18 protein-coding genes are annotated in these 19,320 nt (G+C 71.6%); 12 read left to right on the forward strand and 6 right to left on the reverse strand.

The annotated features are described in order from the left end of the window. Positions 1-54: 54 nt before the first annotated feature. The 3 genes from ACIRVK_RS10620 to ACIRVK_RS10630 all read right to left on the reverse strand — a co-directional run bounded on the left by ACIRVK_RS10620 (position 55) and on the right by ACIRVK_RS10630 (position 2,996). On the reverse strand, positions 55-918 hold the full coding sequence (locus tag ACIRVK_RS10620) for a glutathione S-transferase C-terminal domain-containing protein (protein ID WP_404245275.1): 864 nt from the start codon (positions 916-918) through the stop codon (positions 55-57). 135 nt (positions 919-1,053) lie between these two features. Then, positions 1,054-1,164, reverse strand: a complete 111-nt coding sequence (locus ACIRVK_RS10625) for a putative leader peptide (RefSeq protein WP_404245277.1) — start codon at positions 1,162-1,164, stop codon at positions 1,054-1,056. Positions 1,165-1,223: 59 nt separating this feature from the next. After that, positions 1,224-2,996, reverse strand: coding sequence for an ABC transporter ATP-binding protein (locus tag ACIRVK_RS10630; protein ID WP_404245566.1), 1,773 nt, complete (start codon positions 2,994-2,996; stop codon positions 1,224-1,226). A gap of 223 nt (positions 2,997-3,219) precedes the next feature. Between ACIRVK_RS10630 and ACIRVK_RS10635 the strand changes: the two genes are divergently transcribed. The 11 genes from ACIRVK_RS10635 to ACIRVK_RS10685 all read left to right on the forward strand — a co-directional run bounded on the left by ACIRVK_RS10635 (position 3,220) and on the right by ACIRVK_RS10685 (position 14,432). Next, a complete protein-coding gene (locus ACIRVK_RS10635) occupies positions 3,220-3,819 on the forward strand; it encodes an acyltransferase (protein ID WP_404245279.1) in 600 nt (199 codons plus the stop codon). A 270-nt stretch (positions 3,820-4,089) separates the two neighbouring features. Further along, positions 4,090-5,244, forward strand: a complete 1,155-nt coding sequence (locus ACIRVK_RS10640; RefSeq protein ID WP_404245281.1) for a hypothetical protein — start codon at positions 4,090-4,092, stop codon at positions 5,242-5,244. Continuing rightward, positions 5,241-6,011 carry a WecB/TagA/CpsF family glycosyltransferase gene (locus ACIRVK_RS10645; RefSeq protein ID WP_404245283.1) on the forward strand — a complete coding sequence of 257 codons (771 nt, stop codon included), beginning with the start codon at positions 5,241-5,243 and terminating at the stop codon, positions 6,009-6,011. The genes ACIRVK_RS10640 and ACIRVK_RS10645 overlap by 4 nt, the downstream gene beginning before the upstream one ends. Then, a complete protein-coding gene (locus ACIRVK_RS10650; protein WP_404245285.1) occupies positions 6,011-7,270 on the forward strand; it encodes a nucleotide sugar dehydrogenase in 1,260 nt (419 codons plus the stop codon). The genes ACIRVK_RS10645 and ACIRVK_RS10650 overlap by 1 nt, the downstream gene beginning before the upstream one ends. A gap of 3 nt (positions 7,271-7,273) precedes the next feature. Continuing rightward, complete coding sequence (gene wecB, locus ACIRVK_RS10655) at positions 7,274-8,407, forward strand: non-hydrolyzing UDP-N-acetylglucosamine 2-epimerase (protein ID WP_404245287.1); 1,134 nt, start codon at positions 7,274-7,276, stop codon at positions 8,405-8,407. Positions 8,408-8,455: 48 nt separating this feature from the next. Further along, positions 8,456-9,310, forward strand: a complete 855-nt coding sequence (locus ACIRVK_RS10660) for a Wzz/FepE/Etk N-terminal domain-containing protein (protein WP_404245289.1) — start codon at positions 8,456-8,458, stop codon at positions 9,308-9,310. Then, on the forward strand, positions 9,273-10,844 hold the full coding sequence (locus ACIRVK_RS10665; RefSeq protein ID WP_404245291.1) for an oligosaccharide flippase family protein: 1,572 nt from the start codon (positions 9,273-9,275) through the stop codon (positions 10,842-10,844). Before ACIRVK_RS10660 ends, ACIRVK_RS10665 begins: the two co-directional genes overlap by 38 nt. Before the next feature lie 5 nt (positions 10,845-10,849). After that, on the forward strand, positions 10,850-11,947 hold the full coding sequence (locus ACIRVK_RS10670; protein WP_404245293.1) for a hypothetical protein: 1,098 nt from the start codon (positions 10,850-10,852) through the stop codon (positions 11,945-11,947). Then, positions 11,944-12,732 (forward strand): glycosyltransferase family 2 protein, encoded by a 789-nt coding sequence (locus ACIRVK_RS10675; RefSeq protein WP_404245295.1) that lies wholly within the window; start codon positions 11,944-11,946, stop codon positions 12,730-12,732. Before ACIRVK_RS10670 ends, ACIRVK_RS10675 begins: the two co-directional genes overlap by 4 nt. Positions 12,733-12,783: 51 nt before the next feature. Then, the gene (locus tag ACIRVK_RS10680; RefSeq protein WP_404245298.1) at positions 12,784-13,458 is read left to right on the forward strand and encodes a class I SAM-dependent methyltransferase; all 675 of its coding nucleotides are present in this window, start codon (positions 12,784-12,786) and stop codon (positions 13,456-13,458) included. Continuing rightward, positions 13,458-14,432: a class I SAM-dependent methyltransferase gene (locus ACIRVK_RS10685; RefSeq protein WP_404245300.1), complete on the forward strand. Its 975-nt coding sequence runs from the start codon at positions 13,458-13,460 to the stop codon at positions 14,430-14,432. Before ACIRVK_RS10680 ends, ACIRVK_RS10685 begins: the two co-directional genes overlap by 1 nt. A gap of 26 nt (positions 14,433-14,458) precedes the next feature. Here ACIRVK_RS10685 and ACIRVK_RS10690 read toward each other — a convergent pair whose 3' ends face one another. Next, positions 14,459-15,358 carry a glycosyltransferase family 2 protein gene (locus ACIRVK_RS10690; protein ID WP_404245302.1) on the reverse strand — a complete coding sequence of 300 codons (900 nt, stop codon included), beginning with the start codon at positions 15,356-15,358 and terminating at the stop codon, positions 14,459-14,461. Beyond that, positions 15,355-17,370 carry an O-antigen ligase family protein gene (locus ACIRVK_RS10695; RefSeq protein WP_404245304.1) on the reverse strand — a complete coding sequence of 672 codons (2,016 nt, stop codon included), beginning with the start codon at positions 17,368-17,370 and terminating at the stop codon, positions 15,355-15,357. The genes ACIRVK_RS10690 and ACIRVK_RS10695 overlap by 4 nt, the downstream gene beginning before the upstream one ends. Before the next feature lie 80 nt (positions 17,371-17,450). Between ACIRVK_RS10695 and ACIRVK_RS10700 the strand changes: the two genes are divergently transcribed. Beyond that, the gene (locus ACIRVK_RS10700; protein ID WP_404245306.1) at positions 17,451-18,122 is read left to right on the forward strand and encodes a hypothetical protein; all 672 of its coding nucleotides are present in this window, start codon (positions 17,451-17,453) and stop codon (positions 18,120-18,122) included. Positions 18,123-18,148: 26 nt separating this feature from the next. Here the strand turns inward: ACIRVK_RS10700 and ACIRVK_RS10705 are convergent, their stop codons facing one another. Further along, a complete protein-coding gene (locus ACIRVK_RS10705; RefSeq protein ID WP_404245308.1) occupies positions 18,149-19,195 on the reverse strand; it encodes a glycosyltransferase in 1,047 nt (348 codons plus the stop codon). Positions 19,196-19,320 lie beyond the last annotated feature (125 nt).

Raw genomic sequence — 19,320 nt, forward strand, 5'->3', positions numbered from 1 at the left:
CAGTTAAAACAATGGCTCGAACGTATGTCAACGCCCGTCCGACAGGTGAAACGGCTAACGGGCCGCGTGGGCCGCCCAGTCCAGGATGCGGACGGCCGCGCCGGCGGCCTCCAGACCCTGGCAGCGGGCGTGGTGGCGGGCCTCGATGCCGTCGAGGTCGAGGTGGCGGAGAAAGGCCGGGTGGGCGGTCAGCCGGCGGGCGTAGGCCCACAGGGTGGGGTGGTCGGCGATGCGCTGGACGGCGGCGGCGTCGAGGTGGTGGCGGTGCACGGTGTCGAGGTGCACCAGGGCGACCCACAACTGGACGTCGGCGGCGGTGACTTCGTCGCGGATCAGGTAGGTGCGGCCGACGAGCCAGCGGTCGAGGGCGCCGAGGGTTTCCAGCAGGGTGCCCAGTGCCAGGTCACGTCCCACCGGCTGCCCGCCGGCCGAACCGGCCTGCTGCGCGGCCTGTTCGATCCCCTCCGCGCACATCCGCTCCACGGCCTCGATCTCCGGCTCCGCGGCGCGCGGATGGAGCGGGAGCCGGCCGCCGCCGAAGCGGTGGGCGAGGTCGCGCACGATGTCGGGGGCGTGGGTGCTGACGATCCGTCCGGACCAGTCGTCGCTGAGCACCGGTGCGAGGGCCGGGCCGGTGTAGCGGTGGGCGCTCGCCTCGTACAGCGGGCGCAGCGCCGAGTGGCCGCCCTCGCCACAGTCGGGCACGGCGGGCAGATGGGTGACCGGACAGACGGCGTCCAGACGGAGCAGGCTGTGGGTGACGGCGATGCGCAGGCCGTCGGGACAGGCGGTCGACAGATGGAGGCGGTAGCGGCCGGGAACGGCGTAGTGGCCGCTGCGCGCGTCCCGGCCGATCCGGCCCCGGAAGGCGGGCGCGGGCCGGTCGGACGCGTGGGCGGCGAGCGGTGTGACGGTCATGACTCTCCCCGGGAGCGGGCGCGGACGTACACGCGGCGGAAGCGACGTCGGGCAAGGGAGCAGGGCTCACCCGTGCGCGCCGGACGGGACGGACCACCCCGGTGCGGGGCTCGTCGGCGCGGGAGGGAGCGCGGCTCAGCGCCGGGGGCTGATGGCGCTGCAGACGCGGAGCAGGTCGATGTGACGGCGGGAGGTGAGAAGAGGCGAACGGCCCGCTCGGACAGTGACCGGTGCAAGGCGCCTCATGTTTCCCTACCTGTTCACTAGGATTCCCTCAGTGAGTGTCGATCCGACCGGGACGGACGTCAAGAGGACCGTCCCGCATCGCGGACGCCCGCCGTCCGGAGGTCGGCGCCGGCCGGGTCGTCGTCGGAGAGGAAGCCTCCCGACTGGTGCTGCCAGAGCTTGGCGTAGGCGCCCTGCGCCGTGAGGAGTTCCTGGTGACTGCCCTGCTCGACGATCCGGCCGCGGTCGAGGACCACGAGCCGGTCCATGCCCGCCACCGTGCTCAGCCGGTGGGCCACCACGAGCGCAGTCCGCCCTTCCATCAGGCGCCACAGGGCTTCCTGGACGAGGATCTCGCTCTCGGAGTCCAGCGCGCTGGTGGCCTCGTCGAGCAGCAGGATCGGCGCGTCACGCAGGATCGCGCGGGCCAGGGCGACGCGTTGGCGCTGGCCTCCGGACAGCTTGACGCCCCGCTCGCCGACCATGGTGTCGAAGCCGCTCGGCAGCGCGTCGGCGAACTCGGTGACGTGGGCCGCCTGGGCCGCCCGGCGGATCTCGGCGTCGGTGGCGTCCGGCCGGGCGAAGGCGATGTTCTCCCGCAGGGTGCGGTGGAACATCGCCGGGTCCTGCGGGACGTAGGCGATCAGACCGCGCAGGTCCGCCTGGCGCATCCGGCTGATGTCCTGGCCCGCGACCAGGATCCGGCCCCCGTCGATGTCCATCATGCGCAGCAGGAGCCGCGACAGCGTCGTCTTGCCGCCGCCGGAGCGGCCCACCAGCCCGATCTTCGTCCCGCTGGGCACGTCCAGGTCGAGGCCCTCGAAGAGCGGTTCGCCCCCGTCGTGGGCGAAGTCCACCCGCTCGAAGCGGACCTCGGCGGGCCCCCCCACCAGGGGCTCGGGCGAGGGCGGGTCGAGAACGGTCGGCGGGACCAGCAGCAGTTCGGTGAACTGCGCGGCCTCGGTCATCGAGCTCTCCAGGCGACGGTAGATCTGGTTGAACTCGAACATGATCTTCGTCGCGTTGGTGTAGTAGGTGAAGGCGACCACGACCGCCTCCACCCCGTGCTCGCCGCCGCCGAGGGCGACCGCCAGCACCAGGCCCAGCACATTGGTCAGGACGGACATCGGCGCGACCAGCGTGTCGATGCGCAGGTTGCCGTAGTCCCACGACCTGAGGGTGAGCCGCCGGGAGTGGGCGACGCGCCTGCGGTGCTCGGCGGCCTCGCGGTGCTCCGCGGCGAAGGCCCGCACCGTGTCCATGTTCATCAGGCTGTCGGCCACGTGCCCCGACACCCGGGCGATCGCCTCCTCGCGCTGGTCGACCAGTGCCTGGCGGCGCCGGATGAGCGGAGCGACGCACAGCGCCGTCAGCACGATCATCACCAACAGGCCGACGACGAGCAGCGGTTCGTAGCGCCACAGCACCACCGAGCCGAACAACAGCGGCACCAGGCTGCCCACGATGTTGAAGGTGAGGGTGTCGCCGAACTCCTCGAAGCGGGAGGCGAAGCTGAGCACCCGCTTGGTCAGCGCCCCGGCGAAGTTGTCGTGGAAGAACGCGGCGTCCTTGGCGAACAGTTCGTCCATGCCGAGCACGTACAGGTGCTCGATGCCGAGGGCGTCGAGGCGGTTGAGGCAGTGCAGCCCGACCCGCCAGACACCCTCCGAGGCCAGCAGGACGCCGGCGAAGCCGAGGACGTACGGCAGTGCGGCGCCGACGCCGACGCCCGGGTGGGCGGAGATACGGCCGACGAGCTTGGCGACGACGAGCGGCGCGAGGTAGTAGAGGCCGATGTTGCCGAGCGCGGGCAACAGCATCGCGGGCACCGTCAGCCGGCGCAGCCGGGCCATCTCCCGTCCGTAGTAACGAAGTGCGAGGAGCACGGAACCTTTGCGCGGCGTGACCGCGCGTGCGTCAGTCGATCCCATCCCGATCCTGGTGGTCGCGAGTACGGACAGGCCAGGGAAAGGGATTTTCCCGCGACGATACCCACCCAGTCCAAGCGTTTTCCGGGCGTACGGCGCACGCGGATCTACTCTGTCCCTCCCTGACAACGGAAGAAAGGTTCAGCCTGTGAGCTTCAGAATGCAGCCGACCTCCCAGGTCGACGAGAGAGCCACCATCGGGGACGGGACGACGGTCTGGGACCTGGCCCAGATACGGGAGGACGCCCGGCTGGGCAGCGGGTGCATCGTCGGGCGCGGCGCCTATGTCGGACCGGGCGTGCGGATCGGCGACAACGTGAAGCTCCAGAACTACGCGCTGGTCTACGAGCCCGCGGTGCTCGGCGACGGCGTGTTCGTCGGCCCGGCGGCTGTGCTGACCAACGACTACTTCCCCCGCTCGGTGGACCCGAGCGGCAGGCTGAAGCGCGGCGACGACTGGGAGGCCGTGGCGGTGGAGGTGGCCGAGGGCGCCTCGCTGGGGGCGCGTTCGGTGTGTGTGGCGCCGGTGCGGATCGGCCGGTGGGCGCTGGTCGCGGCGGGGGCCGTGGTGACCCGGGACGTGCCCGACTTCGCGCTCGTGGCGGGCGTACCGGCGCGCCGGATCGGCTGGGTCGGGCGGGCCGGCGTACGGCTCGTGGAGCGGGAGGGCGAGCCGGGCGGATGGGAGTGCCCCGAGACGGGAGTGCTGTACGAGGAGAAGGACGGCGAACTCGTCGAGCGCGCATGACTCCTGTTTCCGCCAAAACGCAAATCTTCGAACATTCACCGGCATAACATGTGTGCGAACTGTGCAGGCGAAGCACAATGAGCACACGAACCAGTAGTTCCCAGGGGGGGGTACCGGGTGGGAACACCTATGCCTGAAACGAGGAGCGGCGTCCGCTCCGGCACCTGAGGTCCGCCGTGTCTTCCACCGCCCGGCCGTTCACGCCGCGGCGCTCACAAGTCTGCGCAAAAACAGGGGGGTTGGTGTGTCCAACCGATGACGATCTCACGCTTGGCGGCGCTCAGAGCCGAGGAGCCGCCACTGTTCGCGCTCGCTCAACGGCTCCTCGGGGTGGCCGAGTCGGGACTGCCGTCGATGCTGCTTCCCGGTGGTGAGGCCTTCGCCTTCACCATGGTCGGGCACCGGGGCGCCGACGGTTCCTGGACCCTGGAGCGGCGCGGGACCAGCACCCGGTACGCGGCCATCACCGCGCTGGGGGCCCGCTTCCTCCCGGAGGAGCGCCAGTGCGCGGCCCTCGGCGGGCGCAGCGCCCAGGAGTTCACGGGTCTGCTGATCGAGTCGCTGCCCGCGGTGACCAACCTCGGCGACGCGGCGCTCATAGCCTGGGCCGCCGCCGAGACCGGACACCCCAAGCTCTCCGACGCCCTCGAGCGGGTGACGGCCCTGGACGAGGACGGCCGGCCGCAGTACACCGTCGAGGCGGCGTGGGTGCTGTCCGCCCTCGCGGCGGCCCGGGACACGGTCGATGTGGAGAGACGTTTCGGCGTGGCCCGCGACCGGCTGCTGCGCGCCCGCGTCGACGACAGCCCGCTGTTCCCGCACGCCACCGGACCCGGCCTGGTGCCCTCCTACCGGGCGCATGTGGCCTGCTTCGCCGACCAGACGTATCCACTGCAGGCGCTGGCCCGCGCCCACGCCGCGAGTGACGGCGGGGATCCGGAGGCGCTGGCAGCGGCCGAGGCCTGCGCGGCGCGCATCTGCGAACTGCAGGGCGAGGGCGGGCAGTGGTGGTGGCACTACGACGCTCGCACCGGCGGTGTGGTGGAGGGCTACCCCGTCTACAGCGTCCACCAGCACGCGATGGCCCCGACCGCCCTGTTCGACCTCACCGACGCCGGCGGCAGCGACTTCCGCTCCGCGATCCGCAAGGGCCTGCGCTGGATGACGGACGTGCCCGAACTGGCCGCGCGCCCGGAGAAGCGGGAGCCGCTGATCCTCGACGAGCTCGGCGCGACCTGGCGCAAGGTCCACCGGGGCGACCCGAAGAAGGCCGTACGCGCCGCCCGAGGTCTGGGCACCCGCCTCGCCCCGAACCTGCGGCTGAGGGCGCTGGACCGGGTGTACCCGCCACTCGCCGTGGACCGCGAGTGCCGGCCCTACGAGTTCGGCTGGATGCTCCACGCCTGGCAGGGGGGCGCCGAATGAGCGCGCGCCAGTCGCTGTTCGGGATCGAGCTCGACGCGTTGACGATGGACCAGACCGTGGACCGCTGCATGGAGGCGGTGCGGGACGGCCGGCAGCTGGAGATCGGAGTGGTCAACGCCGCCAAGCTGGTGAACATGCGGCGCGACCACCGGCTCGCCGAGGCCGTGGCCGGCTGCGACCTGGTCCTCGCCGACGGACAGGCCGTGGTGTGGGCCGGCCGGGTGCTGCGCGCCCCGCTGCCGGAACGGGTGGCCGGGATCGACCTGTTCCTGCGGCTGCTGGCCGAGGCGGAGACGGCGGGCATCCCGGTGTACTTCCTCGGCGCCCGGCAGCAGGTGCTCGAGGAGATGCTGCGCCGGGTGGCCGACCGCTTCCCCGGCCTGAACGTCGCCGGCAGCCGCAACGGCTACTTCGACGACGCCCAGCAGAAGGAGATAGCCGGCGCGATCGCCGACAGCGGCGCCCAGCTGCTCTTCCTCGGCATGACCTCTCCGAAGAAGGAGATCTTCACCGCCGCCTACGGCGAACGCACCGGCGCCCGCGTGGTGCACGGGGTCGGCGGCTCCTTCGACATCCTGGCCGGGGTCACCCGGCGGGCCCCCGCCTCCTGGCAGCGGTGGGGGCTGGAATGGCTCTACCGCGCGCTGCAGGAGCCGCGCCGCCTGGGCCGTCGCTACCTCACCACCAATGCGGCCTTCCTCCTCATGACGGCCCGCGAGTTCATCAGACTCAGCCCGTCGCCCGCCTCCGCGAACAGGAGTCACTGATGCGCGTCGTCGTGGTCGGACAGGGATACGTGGGCCTGCCGCTGGCCGTCCGCGCCGCCGAGGTCGGGCACGAGGTGATCGGGTACGACGTCGACGCCCGGCGTATCAAGAGCCTCGCCGCCGGCGAGTCCTTCGTCGAGGACGTCTCCTCCGAGCGGATCCGCGCGGCCCTGGACGCCGGCACCTACCGCCCGAGCGAGTCGGCCCGCGACTGCGCCGGTTTCGACGTCGCCGTCGTCACCGTCCCCACCCCGCTGCACGAGGGCACCCCCGACCTGCGCTACATCCAGGAGTCGGCGGCGACCCTGGCCCGCTATCTGCGCCCCGGAGCCACCGTCGTCCTGGAGTCGACGACCTACCCCGGCACCACCCAGGAGCTGTTCGGGCCGATCCTGGAGGACGGCTCGGGCCTGACCGCCGGCAGCGACTTCCACCTCGGCTACAGCCCGGAACGGATCGACCCCGGCAACACGGTGTGGGGCTTCCAGCAGACCCCGAAGGTCGTCTCCGGCGTCAACGCGCCGTCCCTGAAGGCCGTCGAGGACTTCTACGGCCAGCTCGTCGACACCACCGTGCCGGTGAAGTCGCCCAAGGAGGCCGAGCTCGCCAAGCTACTGGAGAACACCTTCCGCCATGTGAACATCGCCCTGGTCAACGAGATCGCGATGTTCGCCCACCATCTGGACATCGACGTCTGGCAGGCCATCGACGCCGCCTCCACCAAGCCCTTCGGCTTCATGCGGTTCACGCCCGGACCGGGCGTCGGCGGCCACTGCCTGCCCATCGACCCCTCGTACCTGTCCTGGCGGGTGCAGCGCGAACTCGGCCAGAGCTTCCGCTTCGTGGAGCTGGCCAACGACATCAACAACCACATGCCGGAGTACGTGGCACGCCGGGTCGGTGACCTGTTCAACGAGCGGCGCCGGTCCGTCAACGGCTCCCGCGTCCTGCTGCTGGGCCTGGCGTACAAGAAGAACACCGGGGACGCCCGCGAGTCGCCGGCCCTGCGCGTGGCCCGGCTCCTCCTCGACCTGGGGGCGCACGTCAAGGCCACGGACCCGCACGTCGTCGAGGACCTGCCGGTGGACACCCGGCTGGTGCGGGTCGACCTGACCGCCGAGGAGCTGGCGGGCGCGGACGTCGTGGTCCTGCTCACCGACCACGACAGCTTCGACTACCAACTCGTCGCCGAACACGCCCCGTTCGTGCTCGACTGCCGTCGGCGGCTCGCGCCCGGACCCACGATCGAGGTGCTCTGAGCCATGCCGCGCATCGTCTGCGTCGCCGGGGCGCGCCCCAACTACATGAAGATCAAACCGGTGATGGACGCCCTGGAACGCCGGGGCGCAGAGGTGGTCCTCGTCCACACCGGGCAGCACTACGACCCGGCCATGAACGACGTGTTCTTCGCCGACCTCGGCATCCGGCCGCCCGACCGCTTCCTCGGGGTCGGCTCCGGCACCCACGCCGAACAGACCGGCCGCGTGATGACCGCGTTCGAGCCGCTGCTGGAGGAGGTGTCCCCGGACGTCGTGGTCGTCGTCGGCGACATCAACTCCACGCTGGCCTGCGCCCTGGTCACCGCCAAGGCCGGGCCGCTGCTCGCCCATGTGGAGGCCGGGCTGCGCAGCCGCGACTGGAGCATGCCGGAGGAGGTCAACCGCGTCGTCACCGACCGCGTCAGCGACTACCTGCTGGCGCCCTCGCCCGACGCCGCCGACAACCTGCGCGCCGAAGGATACCGGGACGACCAGGTCCACCTCGTCGGCAACGTCATGATCGACACGCTCCTGGCCAACCTGGAGCGGGCCCGGGCCTCGGACGTGCTCGACCGGCTCGGCCTCACCCGGGGCGGCTTCGGCCTGGTCACCCTGCACCGCCCGGCCAACGTGGACGACCCGCGGGTCCTCGCCGACCTCCTCAAGGCCCTCGGCGAGATCGCCGGCCGCTGCCCGCTACTGCTGCCCGTGCACCCGCGCGCGGCAGGACGGCTGGCCGAGGCCGGTGTCCCCGGTGGCATCCGGCTCGTACCGCCCGCCGGATACCTGGACTTCATCGCCCTCCAGGACGCGGCCCGGGTGGTGCTCACCGATTCCGGCGGCATCCAGGAGGAGACCACCGCGCTCGGCGTGCCGTGCGTGACCCTGCGGGACAACACCGAACGGCCCATCACCGTCGAGCAGGGCACCAACGTGCTCGCCGGCCGGGATCCGGAGCGGATCGTGGCCGTGGTCGACCGGGTGCTGGACGACCCGCCGGCGCCGCGCCGGCCCGAGCTGTGGGACGGCCACGCCGGCGGACGCATCGCCGACGTGCTGCTCGCCGGCGGCACCGCGGGGAAACGGCCGAGACCCACCGATCTGACGAGACCAGAGGACCGAACGTTCCCCATATGATCCGCTTGCAACATATGCTCGTCGAACATCTGGTCGCTAGGGGGGACCATGGATCTCGCTGAGATCTTCCGTGTGATGCGCAGGCGTTGGTACGTCCTGCTGCCCGGACTGCTGGTGACCGCCGGACTGACGGTCGCCGTGGCCATGGTGGTTCCGGTCAAGTACCAGTCGCAGAGCACGGTGGTCCTGCTGAACTCGCAGAAGGCGACGGTGGCTTATAACGGCAACCCGTTCCTGAGCAGCCAGACCTCCCTGACCGGCATGGCCGACAGCCTGGCCCGCAACCTCAACTCCGACGACTCGCTGCGCGACCTCAAGGCCCGCGGCGCGACGGGCACGTTCGCGTCCAAGCTCGCCGACAACGCCCAGGGGCCGCTGCTGTGGCTCACCGTCACCGGCACCGACAGGGCCGCCGTGCTGTCCTCGGACAAGATCCTGACCTCCTACGCCAAGGAGCGGCTGCAGGAGTTCCAGCAGCAGCAGTCGGTCGCGCCCAAGGCCATGATCCGCATGCAGACGATCGTGCCCCCGCAGAACCCGGTGGCGCAGACCAAGACGCGGATCGAGTACCTGGCCATGGCCGGGGTCCTGGGTCTGGTGCTGAGCCTGGTCGCCGTCTTCTACGTGGAGGCGCGCAGGAGGCCGGAAAAGCCGGACGAGGACGGTCCCGCCGCCGAACCGGAGGAGCGGACGGCCGCCCCCGGTCCCTCGGCCAAGGAGCCGGTCGTGGAGGAGACGCTCACCATGCGGCGGCCCACCTGGTCGCGGACCGCCGAGGCCGGGACGGCCGCCGCAGAGCCCCCAGCGCCCCGGCCCGCCATGGCCGTGGCGTCCGCCGCCGAGCCGCTCGACGAGGAGTCGACGAATGGACATCGCCCGCGCACCGGACAGCGAGACCGGTGAGACGAGCGACGCCCCCGCTCCCGCCGAACCCTCACGTCCCCAACCCGTAGCCCCCGCCGCCCCCTCCCTCGGCGGCAAGGTCCGCTCGGCGGCCCGGTGGAGCCTGATCAACACCGTCGTCCTGCGTCTGGGCAACTTCGCCACCGGCATCGTCCTGGCCCGCTTCGCCCTGGGGCCGGCCGAGTGGGGCGTGTACGGCATCGCCCAGACGGTGCTGCTGGTCCTGCTGTCCGCGAACGAACTGGGCGTGGGTCTGGCCATCGTGCGCTGGGAGGGGGACGCACGGCGGTTCGCGCCGACCGTGCTGACCCTCAGCACCCTCTCCAGCGGTCTGCTCTACGTGGCGCTGTTCGCGGCGGCCCCGACGGTGGCGGGGCTGCTGGGCTCACCGGACGCCGTGGGCGTGCTGCGGGTGATGTGCGTGTGCGTGCTGATCGACGGGGTGGCCCAGGTGCCCGGCGGCTTCCTCACCCGCGAGTTCGCCCAGGGCAGGCGGATGGTGATCGACGGGCTCAACTTCGTGCTCGGCACCGCCGTCACCCTGCTGCTGGCCTTCGAGGGCTGGGGCGCGATGAGCTTCGCGGTGGGCGCCGTGGTCGGCAACGTCGTGACGCTGATCGGCTGCGCGCTGGCGGCCCCCGGCACCCTGCGGTTCGGCTGGGACTCCGAACAGGCGCGGGCACTGCTGCGGTTCGGGCTTCCGCTGGCGGGGGCGAGCCTGCTGGCCCTCGCGGTGGTCAACGTCGACACCATGGTGGTGGGCGCGACGCTGGGCAACGTGTCGCTCGGCTTCTACGTGCTCGCCTTCAACATCTCCGGCTGGCCGGTGCGGATCATCTCCGAGGCCGCCCGCCGGGTCTCCTTCGCCGGGTTCTCAAGGCTGGCCGGCTCGCCCCAGGCCCTGGCGCAGGGCTTCAGCCGGGCCCTGGGCGTGCTGATCACCGGCACCGTCCCGCTGTGCGTGCTGCTGGCCGGCCTCGCGGAACCCGTCATCCGGCTGGTCTACGGCACCCAGTGGACCCCCGCCGCGGCCGCGCTGCCCTGGCTGATGGCCCTCGGCCTGATCCGCATAGGCGCCGAACTCGCCTACGACTGCCTGGTGGCCGTCGGGCAACGCCGCTCGCTCTTCCTGGTGCAGGGCCTGTGGCTGGTGGCGTTGGTCCCGGTGCTCCTGCTCGCCGCGCACCTGGGCGGCATCGTCGGCGTCTCCCAGGGCCATGTCCTGGTCGCCGGCGGCCTGGTGGTGCCGGTCTTCCTGGTCGCCCTCGACCGGGGCGGCATCGGCCTCGGCCGGATCGCGAAGGCCTGCGCGTGGCCCTTCCTCGGCGGTGCCGTGATGGCCGCGATCGTCCTCGGCCTGCAGCCCCGGTTCGGCGACGGACGGCTCGCGCTGGTCGCCGTCGGCGTCATCGCCCTGGCCGCCTACACGGTGTGCGTCCTGCCCAGCCGCGACTTCCTGCGCGGTGTCGAGCCACGCCGCGGCCGGCACCGGCTGGTCGCTCCGGTCCCCTCCGCCCAACAGGACATGAGGTGAGCCAGATGTCACGGCGAACGAGCCGCAACTCGCTCGCGGGAGTGCTGCTGGCGGCCCTGCTCGCGGTCGCGGGAGCGGGCTGCTCCGGGTCGGACAAGTCCGCGCAACCGGCCTGCCCGGACAGCGCGCTGACCTGCCCCGCCGGCGCCTCCCCGGCCTCGTCCGGCGCGGCCCCGTCGACCGCCTCACCCGGCGCGACGACGGCGGCACCGGCCACCTCGGCCGCCCCGTCCGCGAAACCCTCCGCGAGCGGCACCTCCGACGCCCCCGCGGCCAGGAGCACCTGCTCCTCCCCCGGCGCCTGCGGCTTCCCCGACGCCCGCACCACCGGCCCGCGCATCCCCCTCACCCCCCACAAGACCGGCTACCTGGCCGTCCGTACCAACGGACTCGTCATCCGCGGCTGGGACATCACCGGCTCCCTGGACATCTACGCCGACGACGTGACCGTCATCGACACCAGGATCACGTCCGACAGTTGGTGGGGCATCAACCTGCGCCCGGGCTTCAAGGGGCTGCGGGTCCTGCACTCCACCATCACGGCCGTGCCCGGCAAGGGACCCGACAACGGCGGCGTGGACTACGCGGTGTCGAACATGGCGACCAGCTCCGTGGAAGTCGGCTGGTGCGACGTGTCCGTGTTCGGCGACGCCCTGTCCATGGGCCAGGGCAATATCCACGACAACTACGTCCACGACATCGTCCCGTTCGTCAACCAGGGCGGTGAGTGGCAGCACACCAACACCGTGATCAGCGGCGGCGGCAACACCGGGCAGCTGACCATCCGCCACAACACCCTGCTCAACCCGACCGGCCTCAAGCAGGGCGCCTCGGGCAGCATCGGCCTGTTCGCGGACACCGGGGTGGTGCGCAACGTCACCGTCGACCGCAACTGGATCGCCGGCGGCGCCTACGCCCTCTACGGCGGGGACACCGGCGCCACCGGGATCAAGGTCACCGACAACATCTTCTCCACGCAGTACCACCCCGCCTCCGGCGGCTACGGCGTGGTCGCCCACTGGAACGCCGGCGGCGCCGGAAACGTCTGGAGCGGCAACCGGATGTCCGACGGCCGCCCGATCACGCCGGAGCCGGCCTCATGAAGCGCCGACTCCTGCGGGCGCCCTGGACGCTGCTCAAGGCACTCTTCGGCTGGCTGGTCCTCTTCGAAGCGAGGAACAAGGTCCTGCTGGCCCCGTCCGCGGTGCGGTTGCGCCGCCTCGAGGACGCCGAGACCCGGCGTCTCGCCGCGGACCTGCCGGCACCGCCCTCGGCACGGGTCGCCACGGTGATCGCCACCCACCGCCGCCCCGAGGCGGTGCGCGCCGCGGTGCGCTCGGCCCTGGACCAGACCGTGCGCGACCAGGTCGTCATCGTCGTCGACGACGGCGCCGGCCTGCCCGAACTCCCCGAGGATCCCCGCCTGTTCGCCGTCTCGCTGACCCGCAACACGGGCGTCGCGGGCGTCGTGCGCAACGTCGGCATCCGCCTCACCCGCTCGCGGTACGTGGCGTTCCTCGACGACGACAACCTGTGGGAACCCGACCACCTGGAACGGGCGTTGGCGGTCCTGGAGTCACCCGGCGGACCCGACGGCGTCTACACGGCACTGCGCCGCGTCCTGCCCGACGGGAGCGAGAAGGACGTCCTGTCGGTGCCCTACGACCGGCGCCGTGCCGCCCGCGAGTCGTTCCTCGACACCAACGCCTTCGTCGCCCGGCGCGACCGGTCCGTGCGCTTCAGCCGCCTGCGCCGGACACCCGAGGTGATGCCACGGGAGGACTGGGAGCTGATCCACCGGTACGCCCGCGGGCACCGGGTGCTCCACGTCCCGCATCCCACCGTCCGGTACCTGGTGAACCCGGCCAGCTTCTACACGGACTGGTGACGGCCCGTGCATCCCACTCCTCTCACGCCCCGACGTCAGGTGGTTGATCCCATGCCCCGATCCCGCGCCCTCCGGAACAGATTCGTCGACGCACCCGGCTCACTGGGCGAACGGCTCCGCATCGCCCGCTGGGAACGCTTCCGGCGCTGCTTCCCCGGCATCGAGGGCATGCGCGTCGTGGACCTGGGCGGCACGGCCGAGATGTGGCTGCGGGCACCGGTGCGCGCCAAGCACGTCCATCTGATCAACCTGGAGGAGCACCCCGCCGAGCTGCCCGACTGGATCACCGCGGAGGTCGCCGACGTCACCGATCCGGAGGTCGCCGCCGAGCTGAGCGCCCAGGGCGGCTACGACCTGGTGTTCTCCAACTCGACCATCGAGCACGTGGGCGGCCACAGCCAGCGCCGGAAGTTCGTGGCCGGCGTCGAACGGCTGGCGCCGCTGCACTGGATCCAGACCCCGTACCGCTACTTCCCCGTCGAGCCGCACTTCGTGGCTCCCGGCTTCCAGTTCCTGCCGCTGACCGCCCGGGCCCGCCTCGTGCGGCACTGGCCGCTCGTGCACAGCCGCCCCGACAGTCCGGAGTCGGCCATGAACGCCGTGATCAACATCGAACTGCTCACCCGCGCCGAGATGCGCTACCTCTTCCCCCGGTCGGAGCTGCTCAGCGAGCGGGTGCTGGGTGCGCCGAAGTCACTCATCGCCGTCCGGACGGAGCTCGCCTGATGCTGAACAACCTGGTCAACAGACATGACGCGGACCGGCTGCTGCGCAAGGTGCGCAAGCTGGAACTCGACCCGGTGCTGCACAAGCTGCGGGTGCGGGGCGGTGAGCGGGTGGTCCAGCACTGGTCGCAGGTCGACCCGTCGCTGACCGAGTGGTGGGCGATACCCGAGGTCATCAAGCGCTGGAACCTGCTGATGACCGGCGACGCGGACGTCTCGTTCCCCGAGTACGTGGCCGCCAAGCACTTTGCTCCGCGCACCGATCTGCGCGGCCTGTCGCTGGGGTGCGGCACCGGCGGGAACGAGCTGCTGTGGGCGAGGACCGGCGCGTTCTCGCTGCTGGAGGGCGTCGACGTGGCGCCGGACCGGATCGACTTCGCCACCCGGGCCGCCGCCGAGAACGGCCTCGCCGACGTGCTGCGCTTCCGGGTCACCGACGTCAACCGAATGACCAGCGACGGGGAGCGCTTCGACGTCCTGCTCGGGCTGCAGTCCCTGCACCACTTCGACCAGCTCGACGAGACGCTGCCGCGGCTGGCCCAGCTGATCGAACCGGGCGGGATGTTCGTGATCGACGAGTTCGTCGGCCCCACCCGGTTCCAGTGGACCGACGCGCAACTGGACGCCGCGAACAGGTTGTTGGCCCAGCTCCCCCAGGAGCGGCGACGGCTGGCCGACGGCCGGATCAAGCGGCGGGTCGTCCGGCCGAGCCGGTTGTCGATGGTGCTGGACGATCCCTCGGAGGCGGTCGACGCGGCGGCGCTGCTGCCGGGGTTGCGGCGGCATTTCGAGGTCGTGGAGGAGCGGCCGTACGGGGGGACGGTGCTGCACATCGCGTTCTCCGGGATCGCGCACAACTTCCGGGACGGTTCGGCGGAGACGCGGGCGTTGCTGGAGCGGTGCTTTGCCTTGGAGGACGCGGTGTTGTCTGAGGTGGGGCATGACTTTGTGGCCATGGTGTGCCGGGTGAGGTAGAGGGCGGGTGCGGCGCCGTCGTGGTTTTAGGGACCCGGTGTTGCGCGGAGGGCTCCTGGGCGGGCCAAAGCTGCTGCCGCCGCCCGGCTTGCCGGGCGGCCGAGGGCGGCTCTGGACGTTTCCCTCAGCAGAACCGCCGTGCGGAAGGCGGCTGTTGCCACGGGGCCGTGTCTGCGGGCGTACAGACGGACCCTGTTGAGGGTGAGGAGGGTCCACAGGCGGGGAGACACCCGGGAGTCGCCGCCCAGGTGGACCGCCTCGGCGCTCGGCTCCAGTTGGGTGGCGTAGCCGCGGTCGCGGGCCCGCAGGCAGTACTCCGTCTCCTCCGAGTAGAGGAAGAAGGACTCGTCCCACGGGCCGCAGGCGTTCAGGCAGTCCGCCGAGACGGCCATGAGCGCGCCGGTCGCCCAGTCGGCACGGGTGGGGCTCCGGTAGGCGGCGGGGTCGGTGACGAGTTCGCTCAGGGCGGGGAAGCGTCCGGCGCGGGTGTTGCCGATGACGGCCTCGCCGAGGGCCCTCAGCACGGTCGACTCGCGGCGCAGTGAGCGGTGGGGGATGTCCTTGCCCTCTTCGTAGAGGAGGGGGACGGCGATGCCGACGCCGTCGCCGAGGCTGTCGACGAGCCGCTTGGCGCAGCCCTGCCGCATCCGGATGTCCGGGTTGCAGATGAGGGCGATTTCGTAGGAACCGGCCGCGTCCAGTGCCGCGTTGACCCCGGCCGCGTACCCGGCGTTGCGGCCGGTCCGCACCACGGTGGCATGGGGGGCCAGCACCTCCAGCAGTTCGACGGTGTCGTCGCAGGAGTCGTTGTCGGCGACGACCAGCCGCCAGTCGAGGCCCGCCATGCCGTCGGGCAGTGCGGCGAGGAACCCGGGGAGCACCGCGGCGCTGTTCCAGGTGACGACGATGACGGCGACGGTGCTCATCGGGTCTCCACGAGGTCGGGAAGCCGGGCTTCGGCCTCCGTGCGGGGAGCGGGCAGCGCCGCCTCGCGGCGGACGAAGCCGAGGTAGCTGCCGCCGGCGCCCAGGGTCAGGAAGAACATCCCGGCGTACATGGGGAAGCTCAGCGCGTCGAAGGTGGCGCTGATGACCAGGGCGACCAGCGCCGAGGCGAGGAAGGCCTGCCCGAGTTCCCGGTCCGACTCGGTGCGGGCGAGCCGGCGGATGGCGCCACCCTGGTGGATCCCGGTGACGAACAGGGCGAGCAGCGCGACCATCCCCAGGGCGCCCATCTCGGCCAGGGTCAGCATGTACTGGTTGTCGGTGAAGAAGTACAGGTCGGGCGTGAAGGTGCCGAACCCGCGTCCGAACCAGGGGCGTTCGCTGAGGTAGGGCACGATCGCGCTGTACTTCACGGTGCGCGCCTGGGTGCTGCTGTCGGAGTTGGACAGGAAGGTGGCGAACAGGTTGGTGATGGTCCCGATCAGCCCGGGGATGATCACCTTGAAGCCGGCCACGGAACCCAGGATCAGGCCCATCGCGGCCCAGCGGCGCTGCGGCTTCCAGCGCGGCACCATCACGAGGATCACGATGAAGACACCGATGATGGAGGTCCTGGACACCGTCAGCGGGAGCGCGCCCGCCATGATCGCCACCGGGCCCCAGCGGCGCAGGGCGCCCGCGTGCCGACGAACGGGGTCGAAGGCCTGGTGGACGGCGAAGGGCACCAGGATGGCCAGCATGCCGCCGAACTCCAGCGGATGGGCGGTGGTGGAGCGCGGCCGCGTGAACGAGCCGCGGCCCATGGCACTGATCCCGGCGGTGCTGGAGTGCAGGCCGGGGATGTGGATGGAGTCGGCGATGTTGGTCGCGGCGAAGAAGTCGTAGTAGCCGATCAGCGCGACCACCGTGCCCAGCACGACGACCCGGCGCATCAGGGTCTCCAGCCGGTCGCGCTCCTGGATGCCGGCCGAGGTCAGCACCACCAGCGCCACCCAGACGCCGAGGCCGATGAGCCCCCGGTCGGCCCCGAGGACCTCCTCGTGCGAGCTCTCGCGGGTCGCGTTCGCGAGGTAGGCCAGCAGCACCGCTGCGGTGAGCAGGCACATCACCACGCGCGGCAGTCGGGTGCCCGGGGCCGGCAGGATGCGGCCGCCGAGCCAGGTCGCGAGGTACCAGAGCAGGCCGAGCAGGGCGAAGACGTTGGCCGGGGTGCCGACGCCGCCCAGCGCGGGCAGCGTGAGGTTCGAGGGGACGAAGAAGGCCAGCACCAGATAGCCGGTGAGGATCGTCGTGGCGTCCAGCCGCCGCGCCAGCAGCCCCTTGGGCCGCTCGGGGGGACTGGCGCGGTGGCGCCGGGGCACGTATCCGGCCTGGGCGCGTCCCCGGCGTCGTACGACCGCGACGCCCTCGGCCAGGATGGACAGCAGGAACGCGCTGACCATCCCGAGGATGAGGACCGCGGCGATGTCCTGGTAGCGGCTCTTGGACTGGGAGACCGGTGCCTGCGGCAGCACGACCGGCGCGGTCTGCACCGCGTACCCCTTGGGCACCCTGGAGGCCGCCTGCAGGGCCTTCAGCTGCTCCCCGGTGAACCGGGTGAGGGTGGTGGTCTCCTGCAGCACCTTGGCGCGGTCGGTGCCGGTGACGCTGAGGGTGAGCAGCGGGCTGTCGGCCTGCGGCGCGAAGCCGACGGTGTAGCGGTCGGTGACGCCGCGGTCGTGCAACTCCTTGGCGGAGTCGGCGGACTGGAGCGTCCTGATCAGCACGTCGGCGGTGACGACCAGCGAACCGCCCGCGTTCGACAGCGGGTTGCCGAAGGTCGGCGCGAGTTCCGCGATGGCCGTGGAGTCGAGCAGCGTGACGGAACTCTGCGACTCGTACGACACCGGGATGGTGCGGTACAGGTATCCGCCGGCGAGCAGACTGAGCAGGGTCAGCGGCACCATGAAGTACCAGCGCCTGCGCATGATGGACAGAAGGTCGCCGAGGCTCATGAGCGCTCCCCCAGCACAGGCGATCCGGTGGCGACTTGCCCTGGTTCCTGCGAGTATCGGTGCCGACGGAAGGAATCCCTGTGTCGCCTCGTGACGTCGCCGAAGCGCTGCTGCGCCGCTGGTACGTGCTGGTGCTCGCGCTGCTGCTGACGGCCGCCGGAGCCTACGAAGTGCTGCATCCGACTCCGCAGTACCTGAGTTCGGCGGTGGTCGTCCTCAAGCCCCCGGTGACCGGGAACCAGCCGAACCAGCTGACGAACCTCCAACCGCCCCTCGCCACCCTCTCGTACGGGATCATCCAGCAGCTCGAGTCGCCCGCCGGGCGCGCGGAGCTGGACGCCGCCGGTGTGCACGGGTCCTTCCAGCTGATCCCGCGCAACAGCGGCACCAGCGCGACGCCGAGCTATCTGATCCCCTCGTTGCAGGTGCAGGCGCAGCGGTCCGACCCGGTGCGGGCGGACACGGAAGTCCTCCGGATCATCGAGGTCTACTCCCGGCATGTGACGGCCATGCAGGACGCGCAGGGTGTCGCGGCCGGGTCGCGGATCACCGCGTCGGTGCTGGTCGCGCCGAGCGCGGCCCCGGTGCAGTGCACCAGGACGCGCGCCCTGGCGGGTACGGCGCTGCTGGGCGGCGTCGGCGGGATCCTGGGCGCGCTCTGGTTCGACCGGTACGCCCTGCGGCGCAGGGCCCGGAAGCACACCGCGCCGGACCCGCGCCGTCAGGCGGAGACAGTCGCGGTGCCGGGCTGAGCGGCCCAGGCAGTCGGGCGTGGTCATCAGATTCCGCGGCGCTTCCAGGACTCCCACCACAGCCACTCCCGCCCGCGCTCGGCCACGGCAGACCACACCAGCGGCTGGAGGTACGGCATCGCCTTCGGGCCGATCCGCCGTCTGAGGCGCAGCGCGCGGTACTCGGGCAGCTCCCGGTACCCCGGCAGGCACTGCTCGGCGAACGCCACGCACTCTTCGACCGGTACGACCCCGGTGCGCCCGCGGTCGTAGGCGCGGTAGGCGCGGCGCAGCGCGAAGCGGGCGAGCCGGGTGTGGACCTGGTCGGCCAGCCGCTCGGCGTGGGGCAGCCGGTCGCCGCACTTGGCGAGCACCGAGTCGAAGGCGACCAGGCGCTGGCGCAGGTCGTCGAGCTGGCCGCCGAAGTCGGTGGTGGACATGTTCTTGCCGTGGACGCGATAGAAGGCCTGGTCGGCGCCGCGGACATGGCCGACGTCGGCGTGTGCGGCCAGCCGCATCCACATCTCGATGTCACCGGCGTGCGGGAGGGCCGGGTCGTAGCCGCCCACCCTCCGCTGGAGCGAGGTGCGGACCACGACCTCCGGTGAGGTGATGCAGCCGGTGCCCTCGCGGAAGCGCCGCTCCAGCCACCACTGGCCGGGATAGACGACCGAACCGGTGCCCTGGGTACGGGCCTTGGGCAGCGGCCCGCCGTGCTGGAAGTGCAGCGGGCGCCCGTAGGCGAAGCCCACTTCGGGGTGGGCGTCCAGCAGCGCGGCGGCGCGGACCAGGGCGCCCGGGACGAGCCGGTCGTCGGCGGAGAGCAGGGCGACGTAGTCACCGTCCGCCCACTCCAGCAGGCCTTCGTTGTAGGTGGCGATGTGGCCCTTGTTGGTCTCGTGGACGTGGACCTCGACGCGCGGGTCGGCGGCGGCCAGTTTGAGGGCGATGTCGGCCGAGTCGTCGGGCGAGGCGTCGTCGATGATGAGCACCCGGACGTCGACGCCGTCCTGCTCGTCCAGGACGCTGCTCACGCAGTCGGCCAGGAAATGGCCGTACTTGTAGCAGGGGATCACAACACTGACGGTGCTCATCGGTGGGGAAGCCAATCCCCGGTGGTGGGGGGGGCCCGGGGGGGGGGGGGCCCCCCCCCCGGGGGGAAAGAACGGGCGGTTATTTTTAATTGGGCCGCGCTTTAAGTTAGCCGGAACCACCAGGG

This window comes from Streptomyces sp. NPDC101152 (assembly GCF_044768275.1).
Classification (GTDB): Bacteria; Actinomycetota; Actinomycetes; order Streptomycetales; family Streptomycetaceae; genus Streptomyces.